Annotated in this window: 24 protein-coding genes and 1 pseudogene; 8 read left to right on the forward strand and 17 right to left on the reverse strand. The window is 50.9% G+C overall.

From position 1 onward, the window contains the following. The first annotated feature begins 64 nt into the window (after nucleotides 1-64). The 3 genes from amgK (at nucleotide 65) to MON40_RS00940 (ending at nucleotide 2,477) form a co-directional block, all read left to right on the forward strand. On the forward strand, nucleotides 65-1,069 hold the full coding sequence (amgK, locus tag MON40_RS00930) for an N-acetylmuramate/N-acetylglucosamine kinase AmgK (protein WP_003779972.1): 1,005 nt from the start codon (nucleotides 65-67) through the stop codon (nucleotides 1,067-1,069). 257 nt (nucleotides 1,070-1,326) lie between these two features. Further along, entirely contained in the window at nucleotides 1,327-1,677 is a 351-nt protein-coding gene (locus MON40_RS00935; RefSeq protein WP_003745394.1) for a helix-turn-helix domain-containing protein, read from the forward strand. Then, a complete protein-coding gene (locus MON40_RS00940) occupies nucleotides 1,581-2,477 on the forward strand; it encodes an IS3 family transposase (RefSeq protein WP_242925959.1) in 897 nt (298 codons plus the stop codon). Before MON40_RS00935 ends, MON40_RS00940 begins: the two co-directional genes overlap by 97 nt. Before the next feature lie 88 nt (nucleotides 2,478-2,565). On the opposite strand, the gene pyrI is transcribed toward MON40_RS00940, so the two are convergent. From pyrI to MON40_RS00955, 3 genes are all read right to left on the reverse strand, one after another. Further along, nucleotides 2,566-3,024, reverse strand: coding sequence for an aspartate carbamoyltransferase regulatory subunit (gene pyrI, locus MON40_RS00945; protein WP_003758869.1), 459 nt, complete (start codon nucleotides 3,022-3,024; stop codon nucleotides 2,566-2,568). A 9-nt stretch (nucleotides 3,025-3,033) separates the two neighbouring features. Then, nucleotides 3,034-3,954 carry an aspartate carbamoyltransferase gene (pyrB, locus tag MON40_RS00950; RefSeq protein ID WP_003780394.1) on the reverse strand — a complete coding sequence of 307 codons (921 nt, stop codon included), beginning with the start codon at nucleotides 3,952-3,954 and terminating at the stop codon, nucleotides 3,034-3,036. 241 nt (nucleotides 3,955-4,195) lie between these two features. After that, entirely contained in the window at nucleotides 4,196-4,579 is a 384-nt protein-coding gene (locus MON40_RS00955) for a hypothetical protein (protein ID WP_003780396.1), read from the reverse strand. Between the two features lie 464 nt (nucleotides 4,580-5,043). Between MON40_RS00955 and MON40_RS00960 the strand changes: the two genes are divergently transcribed. From MON40_RS00960 to MON40_RS00970, 3 genes are all read left to right on the forward strand, one after another. Continuing rightward, entirely contained in the window at nucleotides 5,044-6,051 is a 1,008-nt protein-coding gene (locus tag MON40_RS00960) for an IS5 family transposase (protein ID WP_242925842.1), read from the forward strand. 279 nt (nucleotides 6,052-6,330) lie between these two features. Further along, on the forward strand, nucleotides 6,331-7,101 hold the full coding sequence (locus MON40_RS00965; RefSeq protein ID WP_003779977.1) for a DUF6796 family protein: 771 nt from the start codon (nucleotides 6,331-6,333) through the stop codon (nucleotides 7,099-7,101). A gap of 326 nt (nucleotides 7,102-7,427) precedes the next feature. Next, nucleotides 7,428-8,264 (forward strand): GNAT family N-acetyltransferase, encoded by an 837-nt coding sequence (locus tag MON40_RS00970; RefSeq protein WP_003768500.1) that lies wholly within the window; start codon nucleotides 7,428-7,430, stop codon nucleotides 8,262-8,264. 101 nt (nucleotides 8,265-8,365) lie between these two features. Here the strand turns inward: MON40_RS00970 and MON40_RS00975 are convergent, their stop codons facing one another. The 9 genes and pseudogenes from MON40_RS00975 to MON40_RS01010 all read right to left on the reverse strand — a co-directional run bounded on the left by MON40_RS00975 (nucleotide 8,366) and on the right by MON40_RS01010 (nucleotide 12,303). After that, on the reverse strand, nucleotides 8,366-8,821 hold the full coding sequence (locus MON40_RS00975; RefSeq protein ID WP_242925960.1) for a hypothetical protein: 456 nt from the start codon (nucleotides 8,819-8,821) through the stop codon (nucleotides 8,366-8,368). Nucleotides 8,822-8,863: 42 nt separating this feature from the next. Further along, nucleotides 8,864-9,451 carry a hypothetical protein gene (locus tag MON40_RS00980; RefSeq protein WP_242925961.1) on the reverse strand — a complete coding sequence of 196 codons (588 nt, stop codon included), beginning with the start codon at nucleotides 9,449-9,451 and terminating at the stop codon, nucleotides 8,864-8,866. Nucleotides 9,452-9,463: 12 nt separating this feature from the next. Beyond that, nucleotides 9,464-9,541 (reverse strand): annotated as a pseudogene (locus MON40_RS13440) (hypothetical protein); the annotation flags it as partial. 5 nt (nucleotides 9,542-9,546) lie between these two features. Further along, a complete protein-coding gene (locus MON40_RS00985) occupies nucleotides 9,547-9,843 on the reverse strand; it encodes a DUF6402 family protein (protein WP_147611995.1) in 297 nt (98 codons plus the stop codon). A 62-nt stretch (nucleotides 9,844-9,905) separates the two neighbouring features. After that, nucleotides 9,906-10,259: a hypothetical protein gene (locus MON40_RS00990; RefSeq protein WP_009312651.1), complete on the reverse strand. Its 354-nt coding sequence runs from the start codon at nucleotides 10,257-10,259 to the stop codon at nucleotides 9,906-9,908. A gap of 23 nt (nucleotides 10,260-10,282) precedes the next feature. Next, nucleotides 10,283-10,429: a hypothetical protein gene (locus tag MON40_RS00995; protein WP_242925962.1), complete on the reverse strand. Its 147-nt coding sequence runs from the start codon at nucleotides 10,427-10,429 to the stop codon at nucleotides 10,283-10,285. A gap of 131 nt (nucleotides 10,430-10,560) precedes the next feature. Continuing rightward, nucleotides 10,561-10,995, reverse strand: a complete 435-nt coding sequence (locus tag MON40_RS01000) for a hypothetical protein (protein WP_242925963.1) — start codon at nucleotides 10,993-10,995, stop codon at nucleotides 10,561-10,563. A gap of 108 nt (nucleotides 10,996-11,103) precedes the next feature. Next, nucleotides 11,104-11,703 (reverse strand): hypothetical protein, encoded by a 600-nt coding sequence (locus MON40_RS01005; RefSeq protein WP_182096160.1) that lies wholly within the window; start codon nucleotides 11,701-11,703, stop codon nucleotides 11,104-11,106. Nucleotides 11,704-11,808: 105 nt separating this feature from the next. Next, a complete protein-coding gene (locus MON40_RS01010; protein WP_003780491.1) occupies nucleotides 11,809-12,303 on the reverse strand; it encodes a hypothetical protein in 495 nt (164 codons plus the stop codon). A 225-nt stretch (nucleotides 12,304-12,528) separates the two neighbouring features. Here MON40_RS01010 and MON40_RS01015 point away from each other — a divergent pair, with 225 nt between their 5' ends. After that, nucleotides 12,529-12,669, forward strand: coding sequence for a hypothetical protein (locus MON40_RS01015; RefSeq protein WP_155814849.1), 141 nt, complete (start codon nucleotides 12,529-12,531; stop codon nucleotides 12,667-12,669). 309 nt (nucleotides 12,670-12,978) lie between these two features. Here the strand turns inward: MON40_RS01015 and MON40_RS01020 are convergent, their stop codons facing one another. The 5 genes from MON40_RS01020 to MON40_RS01040 all read right to left on the reverse strand — a co-directional run bounded on the left by MON40_RS01020 (nucleotide 12,979) and on the right by MON40_RS01040 (nucleotide 20,445). Next, nucleotides 12,979-14,583: an ABC transporter ATP-binding protein gene (locus MON40_RS01020; RefSeq protein ID WP_003779984.1), complete on the reverse strand. Its 1,605-nt coding sequence runs from the start codon at nucleotides 14,581-14,583 to the stop codon at nucleotides 12,979-12,981. A gap of 22 nt (nucleotides 14,584-14,605) precedes the next feature. Next, nucleotides 14,606-15,514 (reverse strand): oligopeptide ABC transporter permease OppC, encoded by a 909-nt coding sequence (gene oppC, locus MON40_RS01025; protein ID WP_003779985.1) that lies wholly within the window; start codon nucleotides 15,512-15,514, stop codon nucleotides 14,606-14,608. 72 nt (nucleotides 15,515-15,586) lie between these two features. Continuing rightward, nucleotides 15,587-16,507 (reverse strand): oligopeptide ABC transporter permease OppB, encoded by a 921-nt coding sequence (oppB, locus tag MON40_RS01030; protein WP_003779986.1) that lies wholly within the window; start codon nucleotides 16,505-16,507, stop codon nucleotides 15,587-15,589. 412 nt (nucleotides 16,508-16,919) lie between these two features. Continuing rightward, nucleotides 16,920-18,716, reverse strand: coding sequence for an aminopeptidase P family protein (locus MON40_RS01035; protein WP_003779988.1), 1,797 nt, complete (start codon nucleotides 18,714-18,716; stop codon nucleotides 16,920-16,922). 103 nt (nucleotides 18,717-18,819) lie between these two features. Beyond that, nucleotides 18,820-20,445 (reverse strand): peptide ABC transporter substrate-binding protein, encoded by a 1,626-nt coding sequence (locus MON40_RS01040; RefSeq protein ID WP_003779989.1) that lies wholly within the window; start codon nucleotides 20,443-20,445, stop codon nucleotides 18,820-18,822. A gap of 315 nt (nucleotides 20,446-20,760) precedes the next feature. Between MON40_RS01040 and MON40_RS01045 the strand changes: the two genes are divergently transcribed. Beyond that, the gene (locus MON40_RS01045) at nucleotides 20,761-21,744 is read left to right on the forward strand and encodes a porin (RefSeq protein WP_003779990.1); all 984 of its coding nucleotides are present in this window, start codon (nucleotides 20,761-20,763) and stop codon (nucleotides 21,742-21,744) included. The last annotated feature ends 265 nt before the right edge of the window (nucleotides 21,745-22,009 follow it).

A 22,009-nucleotide genomic window follows, 5' to 3' on the forward strand; every position in this document is an offset into this window, starting at 1 on the left:
CCCCTTAAATCGGTTTGCCAGTTAGAATAGCAGTTATTTTAACCTGAAAATCCGCGACACCGCTATGCAACGACAAACCGAATTACAAAATTGGCTGCACGCCGTCTATCCCGAACAAAACTTCGAATTGAGCTTCGCCGCCGCCGATGCCGACTTCCGACGCTACTTCCGCGCTGCTTTTGCCGACGGCAAGACCGTCATCTGCATGGACGCGCCGCCCGATAAAATGAGCGTCGCTCCTTACCTAAAAGTGCAAAAACTTTTCAATATGCTTAACGTTCCCCAAGTATTGCATGTGGACGAAGCGCAGGGATTTATGGTGCTCAACGACTTGGGCAGCACCACTTTCCTGACCGCCATGCAGCAAGAGCAAGGCACGGAGGCACACAAAGTCCTGCTGCTTGAAGCCATAGACGAACTGGTCGAGTTGCAAAAAGCCAGCCGCGCGAGCGAATTGCCCAATTACGACCGCGACATCATGCTGCGCGAAATCAACCTTTTCCCCGAATGGTTCGTTGCCAAAGAACTCGGACGCGAACTCAACTTCAAACAACGCCAGCTTTGGCAGCAAACCATAGACACCCTGCTGCCGCCGCTGCTTGCCCAGCCGCAGGTGTACGTCCACCGAGACTTCATCGTCCGCAACCTCATGCTCACCACCGGCCGACCCGGCGTACTCGATTTCCAAGACGCACTCTACGGCCCGATTTCCTACGACTTGGTTTCCCTCCTGCGCGATGCCTTCATCGAATGGGAAGAAGAATTCGTCTTGGATTTGGTTATCCGTTACTGGGAAAAAGCCCGCGCCGCCGGATTGCCCGTACCCGCCGCGTTTGACGAGTTTTACCGCTGGTTTGAATGGATGGGCGTACAGCGTCATCTGAAAGTCGCCGGCATCTTCGCCCGCCTGTACTACCGCGACGGCAAAGACAAATACCGCCCCGAAATCCCGCGCTTCCTCAACTACCTGCGCCGCACCTCCCGCCGCTACACCGAGCTTGCACCGCTTTACGCGCTGTTGGTCGAACTGGTCGGCGATGATGAATTGGAAACAGGGTTTACGTTTTAAAAGGCAGATGGCTTTGTGCCATTCTTGATGATGAAAGAGGTCGTCTGAAAATCCTGAAATGGGGTTTCAGACGACCTCTTTAAGTCTGCTCTCGTCTGTTGAGGATGTTGAGGATAGGATTTTGGATACATGGCATGAGAGTTCGCGTAGCTCATTTCTTTTTCACTATAAAAAGGTCGTCTGAAAACCTGATTTCAAGTTTGAACTGCACCCCAAAAGTTGGACATCCCCTCCAACTCACAAAGTGCAGTTTTTTTATGAGCAAATATACATTACACTTCAAATACCAAGCCGTACTCCACTACCTGCACATACGCAGCCAACAGCGTACCGCAGATCATTACGGCATCTCCCGAACCCACCTGCGACGATGGATACGCGCCTATCAAGAAGGCGGCATCGGCGCACTCGAACATCCCCAATCCAAAACCATGACCGACCACCGCAAAAACCCCTTCATCGTCGACAAACCCGACCACGAAAAAACACAGGCAGAGCTTATTGAAGAACTGTGCTATATGCGCGCAAAGGTTGCCTATCTAAAGGAGTTAAAAGCCCTCAGCCAAAAGCGGACCGCAAAGGACAAAGCCAAACCGTCCAAACACTGAGGGCGCAACACCCGCTCAAATACCTGCTGCACATCGCAAACCTGCCCCAAAGCAGCTTTTACTACCATCACCAAGACCGCCCCGACCCCGACGCAGCCGACAAAGCCCTTATCGCCGAAATCTACGAACGGCATAAAGGACGCTACGGGCAAAGGCGCATTGCCGCAGCATTGGATTGGAACCGCAAAAAAGTGGCGCGGCTGATGAAGCAGATGGAACTGAAAGCCCTCATACGGGCGAAAAAAGCCTACCGCCATCCCGCCATGGGCGAAATATCGGAACACCTCCTCAAACGCCGGTTCAAAGCCCGAAAGCCCAACGAAAAATGGCTGACCGACGTTACCGAACTCAAAGGGAAGGACGGCAAACTGTACCTCTCGCCAATCTTGGACTTGTTCAACCGCGAGATCGTCGCCTACGCCATGAGCCGCAGAGCCGACAGCGAAATGGTGAAGGAAATGCTCGAAAAAGCCGCCCCCCGTCTGACTGCTAAAGGAACGATGCTTCATTCGGACCAAGGTGTGCTGTACCGTACGGCGGGGTATAGGGAATTGCTTGCGGAGTATTCCATGGTTCAAAGCATGTCGCGAAAGGCGAACTGTTGGGACAATGCGCCGATGGAAAGCTTCTTTGCGGTGTTAAAGACGGAGTGTTTCTATAACGCAGGTGAATTGACGGTAGATGAATTGATGAAGCAGATAGATGACTATATGGATTACTACAACCGGGAGCGTTGCAGTTTGAAATTGAAAAAGCTGAGTCCTGTCGCATACAGAACCCAGCTTGCACAGAGCGCCTGAATAGGCTTTTATGAGTGTCCAAGATTTGGGGGCCAGTTCAGTTTTCAGACGACCTTTTGCATTCATGCCGGTCCAGCCTTAGCAAAAACTAAGCCTCCGCCACGGAATCGCGGCTGAAGGTTTTTTCGCAGTAGTGGCATTTGAGCTTGGTCTGCCCGCTTTGTTTGCGAACGTAGAAGCGGCTTTTCACCGGCTCGCCGTGGCTGGCACAGTTGGTGTTCGGGCAGCGGAACACTTCGGCGATTTCGTCGGGCAGGGTAAGCCGGCGTTTGTTGATGACTTTGAAGTGGTCGATGGTGTTGACGACGGCTTCGGGGGCGAAGAGGGCGAGGCGGTTGGCGGCGTTGTCGTCCAGCCAGACGCCGGTGATTTTGATGATGTCTTTGCTGCCTTGGGTTTTGCTGGGCAGGTTGAAGCCGACGGTGACGGCGCTGCCGTAGTGCAGTAGTTTGAATTGGCGCAGGATAATCAGGCCTTTGCCGGCGGGGATGTGGTCGATGACGGTGCCTTTTTCGATGGCTTCGACGCTGAGTTTTGGGGTTTCCATATTTGCTCCTTATACTTCTTCGTTCAACACCAGCGATAAAATCGCCATGCGGGCGTAAACGCCGTTGGTCGCCTGCTCGAAATAGTAGGCGTGCGGCGTGGCATCGACGTCGGGGTGGATTTCGTCAACGCGCGGCAGGGGGTGCAGCACGCGCAGGTTGGGGCGTGCGTTGGCGAGCATGGCGGCGTTGAGGTTGAATTTGCCTTGGATTTTGGCGAACTCTTGTTCGTCGAAGCGTTCGCGTTGGACACGGGTCATGTACAGGATGTCCGCCCATTCGACGGCGGTTTCGAGGTCGGGCAGGATTTGGTAGCGGCAGCCTGCGGCTTCGAGTTCTTCGGTGATGTATTCGGGCATGGCGAGGCTGGGCGGGGAGACGAAGGCAAATTCGCAGTCCCAGCGTTTGAGGGCTTGGCAGAGGGAATGGACGGTGCGGCCGTATTTGAGGTCGCCCGCCATGGCGATTTTGAGCTTGTTCAGACGACCTTGGGTTTCGTAAATGGTCACGAGGTCGAGCAGGGTTTGGCTGGGGTGTTGGTTGGTGCCGTCGCCGGCGTTGATGACGGGGACTTTGGAAAACTCGGCGGACACGCGTGCGGCGCCGTCTTTGGGGTGGCGTTGGATGATGGCGTCGGTGTAGCTGGAGATGATGCGGGCGGTGTCGGCGAGGGTTTCGCCTTTTTTCGCGCTGGTGTTGGCGCCGTCGGAGAAGCCGATGACTTTGCCGCCCAAGCGTTGTACGGCGGTTTCAAACGACAGGCGCGTGCGGGTGGAGGGTTCAAAAAAGCATGAGCCGATGAGTTTGCCTTCGAGCAGGTCGTCGCGCGGGTCGGTTTTGAGCTTGAGGGCGGTTTGCAGGAGCAGCTCGAGCTGTTCGGTCGTCAGGTCGGAAATGGAGATGACGTGTTGTCGGTAAAGCGGGTTGGGCATTCGGCTTCCTTTCTTCAATTCGGCAAAAACCCCGCTAAGGCGGGGTTTTACGAAACAACGACGGACGCGCCGCGGCGTGCGGTACGGGCAAAACGGGCGGGGCGGGCGTTGAGGCGCATGGGTCGTCTGAAATCGTTTTGAGGTGGCGGTATTATCGCATATTTGACGGGGTGGGGTTTCGGATTTTCGTGAAAAGGGGTCGTCTGAAAAATGGGGTTTCATCCTTTTCAGACGACCTGCTTTATTCGGTTTTGCCCGTCAGGGCTTTCATACAAAGCTGATATTCCGCCTTGCCCGTATCTCGGGCGAAGATGGCGTAGTCGGATTTGGGGACGGCGTTCAAAGCCGATTGCGGAAAGTGGTAGATTTCTTGCGCCACGCGCTCGGTTAGCCCTTGAATGAAGGAGCGGCTGTAATCGTTTTTGGCAACGACCATAAAGCGTTCGTTCATCTTCTCAACGGTTTGTCCGATGCCCGTACCGGACAAACGTTCGCCCATGGCGGTTTGAGCCATCAGTCCGACCAGGGCGCATTGGTCTTGGAAGGATGCTTCTTGCGGTTCGGCGTGTACAACAGAGAATGCGGCGGCGAGCAGGAGGGCTGCGGTATATTTTTGTCTGTTCATGGTGATTTCTTTGGAATAGAGGTTGTTGGAGCAGGCGGGAATTTACATGAAGTATTCTGTGGTGGCAACAATACGAAGCCGGCAGGATTTCAGGCGTGAAAAAGCGAGAAGGCGAAACCGTTTACCGTTTGGGCATTATCCGCGGGCGAAACGGCGACGAACATCAGACGCAGGTCGTCTGAATTTTACTACCGGAATGATTTAAGGCTATTTGAAATATAGTGGATTAGCTTTAAACCATTACGGCGTTGCCTCGCCTTAGCTCAAAGAGAACGATTCTCTAAGGTGCTGAAGCACCAAGTGAATCGGTTCCGTACTATCTGTACTGTCTGCGGCTTCGTCGCCTTGTCCTGATTTAAATTTAATCCACTATAGTTTCAGACAGTCTTATGTTATTCCCTGAGACCTTTGCAAAATTCCCCAAAATCCCCTAAATTCCCATCAAGACATTTAGGGGATTTCTTATGAGCACCTTCTTCCAACAAACCGCACAAGCCATGATCGCCAAACACATCGACCGCTTCCCATTATTGAAGTTGGATCAGGTGATTGATTGGCAGCCGATCGAACAATACCTGAACCGTCAAAGAACCCGTTATCTCCGAGACCACCGCGGCCGTCCCGCCTATCCCCTGTTGTCCATGTTCAAAGCCGTCCTGCTCGGACAATGGCACAGCCTCTCCGATCCCGAACTCGAACACAGCCTCATCACCCGCATCGACTTCAACCTGTTTTGCCGTTTTGACGAACTGAACATCCCCGATTACAGCACCTTATGCCGCTACCGCAACTGGCTGGCGCAAGATGACACCCTGTCCGAATTGCTCAAACTGATTAACTGCCAACTGGCCGAAAAAAACCTAAAAGTAGAGAAAGCATCCGCCGCCGTCGTTGACGCCACCATTATTCAGACCGCCGGCAGCAAACAGCGTCAGGCCATAGAAGTCGATGAAGAAGGACAAGTCAGCGGCCAAACCACACCGAGTAAAGACAAAGATGCCCGCTGGACAAAGAAAAACGGCCTCTACAAACTCGGTTACAAACAACATACCCGTACCGATGAGGAAGGCTATATCGAGAAACTGCACATCACCCCCGCCAATGTCCATGAGTGCAACCATCTGTCCCCTTTGTTGGAAGGTATTGCCGAAGGCACGACCGTCTATGCCGACAAAGGCTACGACAGTAAGGAAAACCGGCAACATCTGAAAGAGCATCAGTTGTTAGACGGCATTATGCGCAAAGCCTGCCGCAACCGTCCGCTGACGGAAGCGCAAACCAAACGTAACCGATATTTGTCGAAGACCCGTTATGTGGTCGAACAAAGCTTCGGTACGCTGCACCGTAAATTCCGCTACGCCCGGGCAGCCTATTTTGGTCTGCTCAAAGTGAGTGCGCAAAGCCATCTGAAGGCGATGTGTTTGAACCTGTTGAAAGCGGCTAACAGGCTAAGTGTGCCTGTTGCCGCCTAAAAGGCGGCCCGGATGCCTGATTATGGGGTATCCGGGGAGGATTAAGGGGGCATTTGGGTAGAATCAGTGGATATTTGAAACGAAAACAGCCGAAAACCTGTGTTTGGGGTTTCGGCTGTCGGGGGAGGAAGGAATTTTGCAAAGATCTCTCCCTATGAATTTAAGCAGTTGCCGGAAATTTTGTGAAAACATCATAGGACGTACCGATAATTTGAGAACTTATCTTCCTGTTTAATAGTCTATTTTATTGTCGAGAATACCCCGGCAGGATTCCATGATATGCAAAATCAAAATGAAGCATCCGTTAGGTGCGGGTCGTCTGAAACCGCTGTTTCCCGACTTTCTCTGCTGCTTTGGGCGGGAATTGCAGCGGCGGTGTGCTGGACTGTTGCCGATATGCTGCTGGTCGGATTCGTGCAGACGCCGGAACGTTATCCTTTGCTTTCGCAGACGCTGGCGCCGCAGTTGGGCGAGGCGGCGGATTTTGCCGTGCTGATGCAGGCCGGCTCGCCCGAGCGGCTGCTGTGGGGCGTGTTGCCGGCGACGTTTTCTGCGGCGCTGTATCTGGCGGCGGCATTCGGCGTTTACCGGCTGATGCGGCCCGGGCGCACGGCCAAGGTCGGTTTTGCAGTGCTGTTTTTCGGATATGCGCTGTCGCCTTTGGGACATGCCGGTTTTTATTTTACGGGCATGGTTGCCAAGGTGCTGCTGAATGCCGTGCCGGACGATTATCCGCCGCTACTGACGCTGTTCCGTCATTTTTACCGGATGCTGGAGGTGCACTGGATGGCTTCGGTCGGTTCGATTGCGGCGGGATGGCTGCTGTTGCTGGTACAGACGCTGCGCCGTAGGACGCTGCTTCCGCGCGCCGCCGCGTGGTGCAATCCGTTGCCGGTAGGAACGGTTATTGCGGTTTCGTGCAGCCTGTTTCCGCAATCGCCTGTTGCCGCCGCGCTTGGCGGGGCGACGTTTAATCTGGCGCAGTTGGTGTTTTTTGTTTGTGCGGCGGCGTGTGTCCGCAGGCGAGGAATGGGGATGCAGCCGGGCTAAAATAAAACGATGCCATCTTTGTCGGACGGCAATCATCCGCCTTGGCGCCGATGCTTGTAATACAGGTAATCCGCCGTTTCGTCCCAAACACATCATATTGCTGCTACGGCTCAAAGGTCGTCTGAAATTTAACGTTCCATTTTCAGACGACCCCTTGTCGTTTTTCAAAAAACAAAAAATCCGACTCCAGCCCCGAACGCCACGAAGCACGGACAGTAGGGTATAATTGCGAAATATATTCTTTTGTGAAATCAATAAAAAACAAAGACGAAAAGCAGTTTTTGAAAGGTTTCACCCTAATTTCAAACTCTACACAGGAAACCGCCATGTTAGTCTGCAACCCTTACGAAGTCGTGATTCACGGCACAACCAACAAAGGCAAGATTTTCCGTCCCAGCGACTGGGCAGAACGCCTGTGCGGCATATTGTCCTCATTCACCAAAGACAACCGGCTGTCCTACTCCAACTGGGTGCGCCCCATGCTGGTGGACAACGTCCGCTGCGTCGCCGTCGATAAGAAACTCGAAGAAGACAATCCGCAGATGTTCCGTTTCCTGATGGACTTTGCCGCCGACAACGACCTGCGCATCATCGACTGCAAAGAGCTTTTGAAAGAACAGGAAGCCAAAGCGCAAGGCGAACCTGCCGAACGCGTCCCGCTGGCACAAGCCATCGAAGAAAAACACGCCGCCGAAAAAGCGCCGGTCCAAGCCGCCGCTGCCGACTACGTTTTGCGCGAAATCCCGCCCGAAGATACATCCACCGCCTTCGCCGCCCTCAGCGTCCTGCGTTCTTCATTGACCGACATCAGCAAATTCACCGAACAAATCAACACCGTCCAACGCCCCGCCGGCTACCGCCTCTTGGGTATTTTCGAAGAAGGCAAACACAACGCCGTCGCCGTCTGCGGCTTCCGCGAATCCTGCAATCTTGCCAGTGGCCGCCATATCCACATCGACGACATCGTTACCCTGCCGCAAAGCCGCCGCAAAGGCTATGCCTCCCGCCTGTTGGCAGAAGTCCGCAAAATCGGCGCGGAAACGGGCGTGACCAAAATCCACCTCAACGTCCACGTCAATCACGACCGCGTCGATGCGCACCGCCTGTATTTCAAAAACGGCTTCGAAATCTGCGCATACCATTTCCGCTGCGATCCTAAATAAACAAAAAGGTCGTCTGAAAACCAAATACGGTTTCAGACGACCTTTATAAATTCAACCTGTACTTGCTTGAAACTTAGTCAAGGATTCAAATAATGAAGGATTTAACTCAATAATCGTCCTAAGCAAAATCCCTTAACTACTTCATCTTTAATTATCTCTCCACTATTCCCAATATAAATATGCCTCTCACAGAAATCGCCCGAGTCGCGATGAATTTCCATGAACTTCTGTTTTGGAGTTGGTACAGATTCATCTGTATAGAATACATCATCATTATCTGGCTGGAAAAAAGAAAAACCAAGATAGAGGGTTTCATTAATATTTTTTTTATTATATGAGAAGTAGATCGGGGAAGATTCGTTCTTCTCTAAATTGAAGTTCCAGTAATTTTCTATTGCTTCATCCTCAGTCTGATTGTCATACTTTCTATAAACGTTGACTTGCAGCCAATAAGGAGATGAATTATGGATGACGATTTGTCGTTTTTGTTCAGTAATGAAGTCGTGTATCACAAAGGGAAACACACAAAGCAATATTAGGAAAATTATTTTTTTCATGATAGGTTAGAAAACAAAAGGTTCAAAGAGGGCTCTTTCCGTTCAATAAAACAATTCAACCAGCCACTGTATAATTTTTGCATCTATCCGTTGAAGGAGGTTGGGGTGCAGTGGGGCAACAGGACCGCCGTCAGGTCCGCCACTCCAGCCGATATATTCGTCATCGATAGAGGGTCTTGCAAAATTTTCAGGAACCCATTCGGTGCCAAATGGGGATGTATCTCGATAATAGTAGAGCAAATTATCCTTTTCATCGGCAATAAAGATTGCTGTCCTAAAGCCATTCCATCCTGTACAGGCAAAGATTTTTCTATTTTGTAATGTCTTTTGATCTTGTAATAATTTATTTTTAAATCTAATTATCTCTTCAACTTTTTCTTTCTCTCTGCTATGTCTGGTTTCACAAAACTCATATTCCTTATCATCAGATAATCCTTTTGAGATTTTGTTTATAAAATAAAAGCCACAAGAATAATTGTTATATTCAATAAAATCATTATTCTGATAGCATTCGCTACTTATATCCAGCTTATTAATTTCCTTTCCAATGTCCTTGATTCGCCAATACTCAACTAATCCAAATATCAATATAAAGAAACCAAACCATTTCACTATTTTTTTCTTTTTCATAAACTTTGCCTATTATTTCAAAACTACTTCAATTGGAGGGTTACAACGATATTCTTTCAAAGATGAAAATATCAGCAGATCCCCGCCTAGTCTGTTTAAATTTCTCCATTTATTGAAATGGCTGTTCCTAACTGGGTAGAAAAGGTCTTCAGGTTTAGAATCGAAAAGAGAAGGGGGGCTGCTATATAGGCTGAGGCTGCTATAATCTCATTTTTCTTATCTGAAAGCTGATGGCTATAAAACACATCAAATCCTGTATGATTCCAATGCCCTAGGTATTGATCTCCGCCATTATCGTTAAGAAAATCAAATGTATCTCGGATATAGAGATAAACGCTTTCTACCATTAATTTATTTCCAGGCATGCGGTATTTTCCGATGGCAGCTGCCAAAGTACAGCCTGCGACAGTGGCGAAAAATTCGTCTTTCAATACACTTTACAAATATTGAATATCTACGGTTTAATACAAAGTCCATCATATTGTTTAACATCGGAAATTTTCTGATTTTCATCCAGGTAAATTTCCATGGTACAAAAGGTTATATCTTCTTTTAAAAAGATAGTTGTTTCATGTTTTGATATTAAAATAATACCATCTGGTTCAGATGACCAATCGAATGGAAAATAAAAAGTTACATTATTAGTAAAAAAAGGACGCAAGTATTCCTTACTACCATCACTCCTAATTAAGGTGATACTAGTGCGCTTACCTTCATTATAGTAAAAATATGTTACCTTAGGGTGGAGATTTTTATAAAAATAACATAATAAAAAGATACATAAAACCATTAAAATTTTTTTATTCATAATCTATAACTTATTTTTACTTTCTAAATAAGTATGCCTTTTTCTTGCATCTGGCAATTCACAGAGAGATTTTTTATCTCTTCTCCCATCCCCGTTATTCGCCAATACTCAACCAACCCAAATATCAATATAAAGAAACCAAACCATTTCACTATTTTTTTCTTTTTCATAAACTTTGCCTATTATTTTAAAACTACTTCAATTGGGGATTGAAACAATATTATTTAAGGATAAAAATACCGGCAGATTCCCACCCGGCTTTTAAATAATTGAATTATATAAAATAATATAGATTAAAATTTTATTTATGGCATAAATTATCAATAAATTTTGCTTCTATCCTATGGAAAATAGATGGGTTTATAGAAAAGGATTCTGTTTGAGCATATAGACCTAAATCGAATATACCTTCTTCATCTAAGTTCAAGTCTAATGGCATTCCTAGCCAAACTTCATTATGGAGATAATAAAAAGACAGTAATTTACCTTGGTCATCATATAAATAGATACCAGAGTTGAGGCCGTCTATGCTTAAAAAATTTCCTATACTATCAAGACAAACAACAATTTTTTTATTTTCACTTACGCTAAACCTTTCACATTGGTCCCCATCACTAGGAACTGGATAACTAGGTAAAGTCTTTTCTTTATAATGGCAATATGCGCTATATCTAAAATAAAAATAAGAAAAAATTATAGTTAACAAAATGGTTATTAGGGCAAATTTTTTAAACATGATTCCACTTGTCTATTTTAATTCCAATTCAAAAGAAGGTCGTCTGAAAAGTCTCAGACGACCTTTATAAATTCCGGGTTTCAACTCAATCTGTACTTGCTCAATGGATTAATTAAGAAGAGCTTTCTTCTTATTTAAATATTTTTTTATTTCTCTGATATTTTTTAATTTAAATTCTATTTTATGATCAGATATACCATTAAATCCTGATGCGTTCTCACCTAAGATATGATTTGAAAGTATTAGTTTTAACTCACCATTTTCTTTGTTTTGATAAATTTTATATAAATAAATCGTATAATCTTTGCCATCCAGTTGAGGATAGCAACAAAATTCCTCTGAAAATAGAATAATAAGCAATGGGGGATGGCGATTATCCTTATATACGCTCACTGCTTCTAAGTTGATTTTCCTACTTGGACTATTCTCTTTTCTAAAATTTTTTAATTCATATTTTTTTCCATTAACCACTATACTGTTATAGATTATTTCTTCTATTCCATCTATTCCGTTGATTTCGTCTATTTCTTCATGATGAATGGTGATACAGTGTGATGCCGAAAATAAAGCATCATTCGTTTTGAAGAGGCTTAATTTGTAATTCTGATCATCACATGATTTATCTTCATTTTTTATAGACTGAATTTCCTGGGCGATGCAAAAGCCGGATGAAAAAAATAGGATTATAGATATGATCAAAGATTTCATGATGTAACCTTTAAGAAAGAGGGTAAGTAAATGGATAAGTAAGTTGGGCGAGGCTCAATGACACCTTCAAATCGCTCAAAATATTGGGTTAAGCCTAATCTAGGCTTACAGTTCTTTTTTAAGCGTCCGTGTATCAAAGTCGATGACAAAAGGCTTGGATCGATAACCGCGATCCATTCCCTCGTAGAATGCAGCTACACATTTGAATGTATATCTTTTTTGTTTAAATTTTTCCTGTATGCATTCAGATGAATTATGGTATCTACACAAGCGAATACTTCCTGTCAAACTATCAGTCTGACTATTTTTTAGCTCACTATATTCTGGACCAAGAATAAATCCAAATAACTCTACTTTACTAAATAACTTTGCATCATGTGTTTTTTCAACACTTTCACAATTGGCATGATGTGTATATGCTTTTTGTAAATTATTTATCATTTCTTGTTTAGTATTAATAAAATCTATATCAAACATGATTTCATTAAAATCTTTGTTGATCACATAATTTTTAGGTTGTAACTCATAATCATTAAAAGAAACGATACATGAGGCCAGAAATAGAACTGCGATAAAAATTAAATATTTACCTTTCGACACTTTTTAACTCCTCTGGATAAGATGGTAAAAGCAGGTTTGTCTTTTTTCGAATAGTTTTTGCATAAACATCATGTTTATCATGGTTGCGGCTGTTGGTTGGGTAATGTTCTTGGGTGTTGGCGGTTTCGATGGCGGCGAAAGAACGGGGTAGGATTGGCAGTCAGCCATGAGGTTTATGATGAAAGTCTGAATATAAGTCAAAATGACAGGCAGGATAAACAACGGATGATAAGAGGTAGAGATGTCGTATGGGTGGTTTGGGAGGAAATGGGGATGAAAGGTCGTCTGAAAGTGGGTTTTCAGACGACCTTTTTGTATTTGTGGGGTTCGTGGGTGAAGCCCACGCTACGGGTTGTGTGGTTGTAGTTTGGGGGGAGTCCCGACGGGATATTTGTTTGCCGTCATTCCCGCGCAGGCGGGAATCCACTTTTGAATTTCGGCAACTGTTTTTGAATATCTGTTTCTTAGGGTTTCCGATGGATTCCCGCCTGCGCGGGAATGACGGCTGCTGGAGGTAATTATGGGTTGGATTGGCAGCGTTTGCGTTGAAAGTTGCGATGAAGTAGATGAGATTAGAAAGAAGGTCATCTGAAAGTTGGGTTTCAGACGACCTTTTGGTATTTGTGGAATTCGTGGGCGGAGCCCACGCTACGTTGGGTTTCAGACGACCTTGGGTCAGAGGTCGAAGGCGGCGTTGATGAGGCGTTTGGTGTAGTCTTTCTGCGGGTGGTGGAAGATTTGGTCTGCGCTGCCGTATTCGACGAGTTCTCCGTGCTGCATGACGGCGACGTTATCGCTGACGGCGCGGACGACGGAGAGGTCGTGGCTGATGAAGATGTAGGTCAGTCCGTATTTGGTTTGGAGTCCGCGCAGCAGTTCGACGACTTTGATTTGGACGGAGCGGTCGAGGGCGGAGGTGGGTTCGTCGAGGAGGATGAACTTGGGCCGCAGGATGAGGGCGCGGGCGATGGCGATGCGTTGGCGTTGTCCGCCTGAGAATTCGTGCGGGTAGCGGTTGAGGGCGTCGGCGGGCAGGGAGACTTCGTCCAGGACTTTGAGGACGAGTTCGGTGCGTTGGGCTTTGGTCATTTCGGGGCGGTGAACGGTGAGGCCTTCGCCTATGATTTCGCCGACGGTGAGGCGGGGGGAGAGTGAGCCGTAGGGGTCTTGGAAGACGATTTGGCGTTCGGCTTTGAGTTGGCGCGCGCGCTCGGGGGTGAGGGCGGCGAGGTCGCTGCCGTCGAAGTGTATGCTACCTTGGTAGGGGAGCATTTGCATGATGGCTTTGCCGAGTGTGGATTTGCCGGAACCGGATTCGCCGACGATGCCGAGGGTTTCGCCTTGGCGGATGGCGAGGCTGATGTTTTTGACGGCGTGGAAGGTTTTGAGGGGTTTGCCGAAGAAGTTGTGTTTGAGGGTGAAGTGGACGTCGATGCCGTCGGCACGGATGAGCTCGGGCGGGTTGCCTTCTACGGGGTCTTTCATGCCTTTGGGGACGGAGTGGATGAGTTGTGCGGTGTAGGGGTGGGTGGGGTTGGCGAAAACTTGTTTGATTTTGCCGCGCTCGACGATTTCGCCGTCTTTCATGACGCAGACGGTTTCGGAGTAGTGTTCGGCGAGTCCGAGGTCGTGGGTGATGAAGATTATCGCCATGCCCATTTGTTTTTGGAGGTCGTGGAGGAGGTCGAGGATTTCTGCCTGGATGGTGACGTCGAGGGCGGTGGTGGGTTCGTCGGCGATGAGCAGGGCGGGCTCGTTGAGCAGCGCCATGGCGATCATGATGCGCTGGAGCTGGCCGCCTGAGAATTCGTGGGGGTATTGTTTCAGACGACGTTCTGCTTCGCGGATGCCGACGCGGTTGAGGAGGTCGAGGATGCGTTCGCGGGCGGCTTTGCGGGTGATGGTTTTGTTGTGGACGCGCAGGGCTTCCATGAGCTGGGTGCCGATTTTCATGAAGGGGTTCAGCGAGGTCATGGGCTCTTGAAAGATGAAGCTGATGCGTCCGCCGCGCAGGCTGCGGAGGGTTTTTTCGTCTGCGTCGAGGATGGATGTGCCGTCGAAGGTGATGCGCGAGTCTTTTCCGTAGCAGGTGGTGTTTTCGGGCAGGAGGCGCATGAGGGACATGGCGGTAACGGATTTGCCGGAACCGGATTCGCCGACGAGGGCGAGGGTTTCGCCTTTGGCGACTTTGAAGCTGATGTTGCGCACGGCGTGGACGGTTTTTTCGTGGAGTTGGAAGCGGATGTCGAGGTTTTCGACGGTGAGTAACGGGGTGTTCATGGGTGTGTCCTCGTGGTGTGTGTCAGCGGTCTTTGGGGTCGAGTGCGTCGCGCAGGCCGTCGCCGATGAAGTTGAAGCAGAAGAGGGTGGCGACGAGGAAGAAGCAGGGGACGAGGAGCTGCCACGGGGCGGCTTCCATGGAGGCTGCGCCGTCTTGGAGCATGGAACCCCAACTGGTCATGGGTTCTTGTACGCCCAATCCGAGGAAGCTGAGGAAGGATTCGAACATGATCATGCCGGGGACGAGCAGGGAGGCGTAAACCATGACGACGCCGAGTACGTTGGGGATGATGTGGCGGGTAACGATGCGGCGGCGGGATACGCCTGTGATGCGGGCGGCTTCGACGAATTCTTTGTGTCTGAGGCTGAGGGTTTGGCCGCGGACGATGCGGGCGACGTCAAGCCATGAGACGAGTCCGATGGCGACGAAGATGAGGAAGAGGTTGCGCCCGAAGAAGGTGGTGAGGAGGATGACGAAGAACATGAAGGGGAAGGCGTTGAGGATTTCGAGCAGGCGCATCATGACGGAGTCGAGTTTGCCGCCGAAAAAGCCTGCGAGTGCGCCGTAGAGCGTGCCGATGACGACGGCGACGAGTGCGCCTGCGATACCGATGAGCAGGGAAATGCGCCCGCCGGCGGCGGCGCGGGTAAGGAGGTCGCGTCCGAGCAGGTCGGTGCCGAAGTAGTGGCGGGTGGCGAAGGAAGGCGGGATTTGCATGTTGTCCCAGTCGGTGTAGTCGTAGGTGTAGGCGCTGATCCAGGGGGCGGCGACAACGAAGAGGGTGATGGCGGCAAGGATGAAGACGCTGCACAGGGCGGCTTTGTTGTTGCTGAAACGCCGCCATGCGTCCTGCCACAGGCTGCGTCCGTGTACTTGTGCCTGTTCGGCTGCGTCTGCTATGGCGCGGGAATTTTTCTTGTTAAATAGCATGGTGTTCTCCGTTTTTTGTTCGGGGGTCGTCTGAAAACGGCAAAACCGGTTTTCAGACGACCTTTTTTGCTTTTAATAGCGGATTTTGGGGTCGATCAGGGCGTAGAGGATGTCGAGTATGGCGTTGAAGACGATGGTCAGTACGCCGACGAGGATGGTCAGTCCCAAGATCATGCCGTAGTCGCGGTTGAGCGCGCCGTTGACGAAGAGTTGTCCGATGCCGGGCAGTCCGAAGACGCTTTCGATGACGATGGCGCCGGTGATGATGCCGACGAAGGCGGGAACGAGATAGGAGAGGATGGGCAGCATGGCGGGACGCAGGGCATGGCGCAGGACGATGCTGTTCATGGACAGCCCTTTGGCGCGGGCGGTGCGGATGTAGGGGCTGTTCAACACTTCTATCATCGCGCCGCGCGTGATGCGGGCGAGGCCTGCGACATAGCCTATGGAGAGGGCGGCGACGGGCAGGATGAGGCTGGTCAGCGCGCCGTCGTTCCAGCCGCCGGCGGGCAGCCATTTGAGGGTGATGGCGAAGATGAAAATCATGATGGGGGCTTTGACGAAGCTGGGGACGACGATGCCGGTCATGGCGGCGGTCATGATGGTGTAGTCCGCCCATGTGTTGCGCCTGAGTGCAGCGATGGTGCCCATGAGTACGCCCAAGACGGTGGAGACGATGAAGGCGTACACGCCCAGTTCGACGGAGACGGGCAGGGCTTGGGCGAGCAGCTCGTTGACGTTGTAGTCTTTATATTTGAACGAGGGGCCGAGGTCGCCGTGGGCGAGTTGTTTGAGATAGTCGAAGTATTGCAGGTACATCGGGTCGTTCAGGTGGTATTTGGCCTCGATGTTGGCCAGTACGGCGGGCGGTACGTTTTTGTCGCCGGTGAAGGGGCTGCCGGGTGCGAGCCGCATCATGAAGAATGAGACGGTAATCAGGACCAGCATGGTGGGGATGGCGGAAAGTATGCGGCGGATGATGAATTTCAGCATATCGTACCTGCTCGGGGCTTGGTGGGGCGGAATATGCCTGAATACGGGAAGGTCGCCTGAACGGGGTTCGGACGCTTGGGGTGGTTTTCTCTTCTTTGTAGTCAGGCCCTTGGTTTTTGGGTGTGCGGGCTTTTGCTTTTATGGTCGTCTGAAACGGGATTTTGGGTTTCAGACGACCTTTGGGCTGATGCTTTTCGTGGGCAAAGCCCACGCTACGGCTTTTATGGTTGTCTGAACACTTTGGATGGGGTTTCGGACGGTTTTTTATTGCGGCAGTCGCGGGTGGCAGCCTGCGTTTTGTGTTTGTTTCGGAGGTCGTCTGAAACGGGATTTTCGGTTTCAGACGACCTTTTTGCTGGTGTTTTTCGTGGGCAAAGCCCACACTACGGCCGTTTTCAGACGACCTTTGCCGTCAGCGCGCCAGCGGTTCGGTGCGTTTGATCAGCCATGCTTTTGCCGCGCCTTCGGTCAGCGGCTCGAGGCGGCGGCGGACTTCGGCGTGGTAGCGGTTGACCCAGTCGATTTCGCCGTCGGTCATGAGGGCGGTGTCCATCAGGCGGGTGTCGATGGGGCAGAGGGTCAGGGTTTCGAAGTAGAGGAAGCTGCCGAACTCGGTTTCCTGCGGGTTGGCGACGGCTTGGTTGGCGGCGAGGTTCTCAATGCGGATGCCCCATTTGCCGGGACGGTAGAGTCCGGGTTCGATGGAGGTCACCATGCCTTTTTTCATGGCGTGCTGCGGACCGGGAACGGCAGCGCAGGCGATGACTTGCGGGCCTTCGTGGACGTTGAGGAAATAGCCTACGCCGTGGCCTGTGCCGTGGCCGTAGTCGCATTGCGCCTGCCACAGGGGTTTGCGGCAGATGGCGTCTATCATCGGCGAGAGGATGTTTTCGGGGAACACGGCTTCGGCAAGCGCGATATGGGCTTTGAGGACGAGGGTGTTGTCGCGTTTTTGTTCGGCACTCGGTGTGCCGACGGGGACGACGCGGGTGATGTCGGTCGTGCCGCCTTTGTATTGCGCGCCGGAGTCGATGAGCAGGAGGCCGTTGCCGCTGATGGTGCTGTGGCTTTCGGGCGTTGCGCTGTAATGCGGCAGGGCGGCGTTGGCGTTGAAGCCCGCGATGGTGTCGAAACTCAATGAAATGAAGCCCGGACGTGCGCTGCGGTAGCGGTGGAGCATGGTGTCCACGTCGATTTCGGTCAGGCTGCCGCCGTTGTCGATGATGTCTTCAAACTCGGCGAAGAAGCCGCACAACGCCGCGCCGTCTTGTTCCATCGCTTCGCGGATGTGGGCGATGTCGGCTTCGGATTTGACGGATTTGAAGAAGGTGGACGGGTTGATGCCTTCGATCAGGTGCACGCTTTCGGGCAGGCGCACGAGGGTGCTGACGGCGGTTTTGTTCGGCTCGATAAGCAGCGTGCCGCCGATTTGCGCGAGTTTGTCGGCAACTTGGGCGTAAGGTTCGACCGTGATGCCTGCGGTTTGCAGCGCGGCGGCGGCTTCGGCGTTCAGACGATCTTGGTCGGTAAACAGGACGGCATTGTCTTTGCCGATAAGCAGGAAGGATACGAAAACGGGGTTGAAAGGCACGTCGCTGCCGCGCAGGTTGGTCAGCCAAGCGATGTCGTCAAGCGAGGAAACCAAGTGGTAATCCGCGCCTTTTTCCGCCATGACGGCGCGCACGCGGGCGAGTTTTTCGGCGGCGGTTTCAGAGACGTAGGCGGGGTCGTGGATGAACACGGTTTCGGCGGGGATGGCGGGACGGCTGGTCCACACTTGGTCAAGCAGGTTGTCGGGGTGTTCGATGCGGATGTTTTTGGCGGCTAGGGATTGCGCCAAAGTGCGTTTGCCGGTGAGCGACACCATATCGGAAGGGATGCCGACGGCGGCGTTTTCGGGCAGGTTTGCCGCGAGCCATTCGTTATACGGCGGAACTTGCCCGCTTTTTTGCAACTCGATGCCGCTGCCTGCAAGCTGTTTGGTGGCTTGTTCCCAATAGCGGCTGTCCACCCACACGCCCGCTTCATCGGCGGTAACGACAAATGTGCCGACCGAGCCGGTAAAGCCCGACAACTCGCGGCGCGCCTGCCAGTGTGCGGGCAGGTATTCGGAAAGATGGGGGTCGGCGGAGGGGATGACGAGTGCGTCCAAACCTTGCGCCTTCATGGCTTCGCGCAATGCGGACAGATAATTCGATACGGTATTCATGAACGGATTCTCCAATAGGTTTCGCGGTTTCAGACGACCTTTTTATAGCGGATTAACTTGATGTACAGAGAGGTCGTCTGAAAAACGTGTCTATGTTATCAAATCACTTCTTGGGTGCAAACGACCAATTCTTGATGGTGTAGTTTTTCAGCGGGTCGCGGTCGGAGTAGCCTTGGATATCGGGTTTCACCAGATTGATGCTGACTTGGTGATACAGCGGGATAAAGGCGTCGTCGCGTTGCAGCATCGCCTCGGCGCTGACGTAGCGGCGGGCGCGCTCTTCGGCGGAAATGCCCGCTTCGAGCGTGCTGTTCATCAGCTTGTCAAACTCGGGATTCTTGTAATGGAAGGCGTTGTTCGGATTGTTGGATTTGAAAATATTGAGCATGCCCGCAGGGTCGTTGTAGTCGGAACACCAGCCCGCAAACGCCATGCTGAAGTTGCCTTGCAGGCGCTTGTCCAAAAAGGTTTTCCATTCTTCGTTCATCAGCGTGGGGCGCACAAACGGTACGGTCGCCTTCCAAATGGATTGCAGCGCGGTAATCTGTTTCTTGGCGGCCTCGCTGGTGGTATAGACGATTTGGAATTCGAGCGGTTTCTCTTCGCTGTAACCCGCTTCGCGCAAGAGTTTTTCCGCTTCGGCAATGCGCGCTTCGCGCTTGAGCGGCTTCCACGCGGGCGCAGACTCGCCGCCGCCCTGCATATTCGGCGGGGTAAGCTGGAACGCCTCCTTGTCGCCGCGTCCGGCAACTTTGGTAATGATGGCGCGGTCGGTCAGCAGGTTGAGCGCGCGGCGGACTTTGGGATTTTTAAATTCGGCGGATTCCAAGTTCGGCTCTAAAAACCAAGAACACAGCAAAGTCGCGCGCCGGACCTGCCCGGGAAATTCTTTCTCGGCAATCTTAATTTGATCGGAAGGGATGCCGTAGGTAACGTCCACTTCGTCGGCACGGTAGCGGTCGTATTCTTTGCCGATGGCGAGGAACACCGCCTGCGGGATGGATACTTTTTTGCTGTCGTAATAAGTAGGGTTTTTATCCATGGTGATGTGGCTGTTGACACGCCATTCTTTGAGGATGTATGCGCCGCTGGAAACATAATTGCCCGGCTGCGTCCATTTTTCGCCGAATTTCTCGACCGTGGCGCGGTGGACGGGGTAGGTGAACTGCTGAATCAGCATATCGGGGAAATACGGCACGGGCGCGGTGAGCGTAAATTGCAGCGTTTTCTTGTCCAAAGCCTTGACGCCCAAAGTATCCGGCTTCGCCTTGCCTTGCAGGATTTCCGCCGCACCCTGTATTTTCGCGTCTTCCAAATAGCTGCTGTTAGGCGCGGCGGTTGCGGGATCGGCGAGGCGGCGGAAGCTGTAAACGAAATCTTCGGCGGTAATCGGGTCGCCGTTGCTCCAATTTGCATCGCGCAGGTGGAACGTCCAAACGCGCCCTTCGTCTGACGGCTCCCATTTCAACGCCAAAGCGGGAATGGTTTTGCCTTCGGCATCTGTACTGACCAAGCCGTCCATCATCTGGCGGATAATCGCGCCTGCCGCCATATCCGAGCTTTTTTGCGGGTCGAGCGTACTCGGTTCGACCGCATTGCTGATGACGATTTTATTGTATTCGCTGCGCTTGAATTCGGGCGCGGGCTTGACTTCGCGATGACACGCCGACAGCGCAAGCACTATGGCAAGCGATAAAGCCGATATGGAATAAGGTTTGTTCGGCAGCACGTTTTTTCTCCTCTTCTCGCTATCTCTCCCTCCATCCTGCGTTTTGCAAAAAATAAAAAAACTACATATGACTATATGGTAGGGAAATATTCTGATTTTTGGCGGATAAAAAGATTTATTCTCTATGGATATTTGAAAAAATCCGCCTGTTTTGGAAATCGGTTTGCAAGATAACACAAAAAAACGCCGTAAAAAACATTTTTTGAAATAAAAGTTACAAGTGATTACAAAAATATTGATTTTTTTGCACGCCTCAAATAGTATAAAACCCTGTTTAAACGCAGCCTCAGAAAAACCAAGCAAAAGGAGAATAAAATGAAGAAGTTATTAATGATTGCGGTTGCCGTCCCGCTTGCCGTCCCCGCATTGGCATCCGATAACGAAGCCAAAATCGGCGGACGGATATTTACTTCTATCGAACACGAACGCAACGGCAAAGGGCAATCCGCTACCGATATATCCGACAACAACAGCCGCATCTGGATTATGGGCAGTGAAAAACTCGACAAAGACCTCAAGCTCATCTACGGCGTCAATTCATTCGTCGCCTTCGACTACAACGGCTGGAGTACGGACGACTCCTACATCGGTCTGCGCGGCGATTTCGGTACCGTCCGCGCCGGCTGGCTCAGTACCCCCATGCACTACCTGACCGGCGAACAAGACGCGTTCAACGGCAACAACCACACCCAAACCATGGGGCGCATGACCCGTTTCGGCGGCCGTGAAATCGCCCTGAACTACGAATCCAAAACCTTTGACAACGGCTTCAACTACCGCGTCCAAATCGCGCCCGGTGCCAACAAATATAAAGACAGAAAGCGCAACGGCGACTGGATGGCGGGCGTAGGCTTGCACTACAAACACCCGACCAACGGCTTCAACGCTCACTACGCCCTCGAATACGCCCGCAACGGCTCGCCTGACGATACCAAAGACAGACAGGTTCATTCCATGAAAGTCGGCTACGACAAAGACAATCTCTACCTCGCCGCCGGCATGATGTACGCCCGCAATGTTGCCGACAAATTCCACTGGGAAGACGAAACCAAAACCAATACCAACACCCGCGATTTCCAAGTGACCGCCGGCTACACCATGGGCAACATCACCCCCAAACTCGGCGTCGCCTACGGCCGCTCCGATACCGGCAAGAACTACAAACAGCTCGCGTTCAACACCGAATACAAATTCTCCAAACGCACGACCCTCTCGTTCAACTCCGGCGTAGTCAAAGAAAGCAAAGACCCCAAAACCGGCTGGGCGGCAGGCGTGTCATTGGAACACAGCCTGCAATAACACGGGATTTGAAGCATAAAAGGTCGTCTGAAAATCTAAATATGGGTTTTCAGACGACCTTTGTGTTTTATAGTGGATCAACTTTAAACCAGTACGGCGTTGCCTCGCCTTGTCGTACTATCTGTACTGTCTGCGGCTTCGTCGCCTTGCCCTGATTTTTGTTAATCCACTATATCAAATACCTGTCAGACGCATTCTTGCAAACAATGTTTCCGATACTCAAATTCTCATGAAAAAAACGTCGTCTGAAACTGATTTTCAGACG

The organism is Neisseria macacae ATCC 33926, from assembly GCF_022749495.1.
GTDB classification, from domain to species: Bacteria; Pseudomonadota; Gammaproteobacteria; order Burkholderiales; family Neisseriaceae; genus Neisseria; species Neisseria macacae.

Bases quoted from the DNA above. Each gene is read 5' to 3' on its own strand.
- amgK (WP_003779972.1), top strand. From the start codon at position 65: ATGCAACGACAAACCGAATTACAAAATTGGCTGCACGCCGTCTATCCC.
- MON40_RS00935 (WP_003745394.1), top strand. From the start codon at position 1,327: ATGAGCAAATATACATTACACTTCAAATACCAAGCCGTACTCCACTAC.
- pyrI (WP_003758869.1), bottom strand. From the start codon at position 3,024: ATGGAAACCCCAAAACTCAGCGTCGAAGCCATCGAAAAAGGCACCGTC.
- pyrB (WP_003780394.1), bottom strand. From the start codon at position 3,954: ATGCCCAACCCGCTTTACCGACAACACGTCATCTCCATTTCCGACCTG.
- MON40_RS00955 (WP_003780396.1), bottom strand. From the start codon at position 4,579: ATGAACAGACAAAAATATACCGCAGCCCTCCTGCTCGCCGCCGCATTC.
- MON40_RS00960 (WP_242925842.1), top strand. From the start codon at position 5,044: ATGAGCACCTTCTTCCAACAAACCGCACAAGCCATGATCGCCAAACAC.
- MON40_RS00965 (WP_003779977.1), top strand. From the start codon at position 6,331: ATGCAAAATCAAAATGAAGCATCCGTTAGGTGCGGGTCGTCTGAAACC.
- MON40_RS00970 (WP_003768500.1), top strand. From the start codon at position 7,428: ATGTTAGTCTGCAACCCTTACGAAGTCGTGATTCACGGCACAACCAAC.
- MON40_RS00975 (WP_242925960.1), bottom strand. From the start codon at position 8,821: ATGAAAAAAATAATTTTCCTAATATTGCTTTGTGTGTTTCCCTTTGTG.
- MON40_RS00980 (WP_242925961.1), bottom strand. From the start codon at position 9,451: ATGAAAAAGAAAAAAATAGTGAAATGGTTTGGTTTCTTTATATTGATA.
- MON40_RS00990 (WP_009312651.1), bottom strand. From the start codon at position 10,259: ATGAATAAAAAAATTTTAATGGTTTTATGTATCTTTTTATTATGTTAT.
- MON40_RS00995 (WP_242925962.1), bottom strand. From the start codon at position 10,429: ATGAAAAAGAAAAAAATAGTGAAATGGTTTGGTTTCTTTATATTGATA.
- MON40_RS01000 (WP_242925963.1), bottom strand. From the start codon at position 10,995: ATGTTTAAAAAATTTGCCCTAATAACCATTTTGTTAACTATAATTTTT.
- MON40_RS01005 (WP_182096160.1), bottom strand. From the start codon at position 11,703: ATGAAATCTTTGATCATATCTATAATCCTATTTTTTTCATCCGGCTTT.
- MON40_RS01015 (WP_155814849.1), top strand. From the start codon at position 12,529: ATGATAAGAGGTAGAGATGTCGTATGGGTGGTTTGGGAGGAAATGGGG.
- MON40_RS01020 (WP_003779984.1), bottom strand. From the start codon at position 14,583: ATGAACACCCCGTTACTCACCGTCGAAAACCTCGACATCCGCTTCCAA.
- oppC (WP_003779985.1), bottom strand. From the start codon at position 15,514: ATGCTATTTAACAAGAAAAATTCCCGCGCCATAGCAGACGCAGCCGAA.
- oppB (WP_003779986.1), bottom strand. From the start codon at position 16,507: ATGCTGAAATTCATCATCCGCCGCATACTTTCCGCCATCCCCACCATG.
- MON40_RS01035 (WP_003779988.1), bottom strand. From the start codon at position 18,716: ATGAATACCGTATCGAATTATCTGTCCGCATTGCGCGAAGCCATGAAG.
- MON40_RS01045 (WP_003779990.1), top strand. From the start codon at position 20,761: ATGAAGAAGTTATTAATGATTGCGGTTGCCGTCCCGCTTGCCGTCCCC.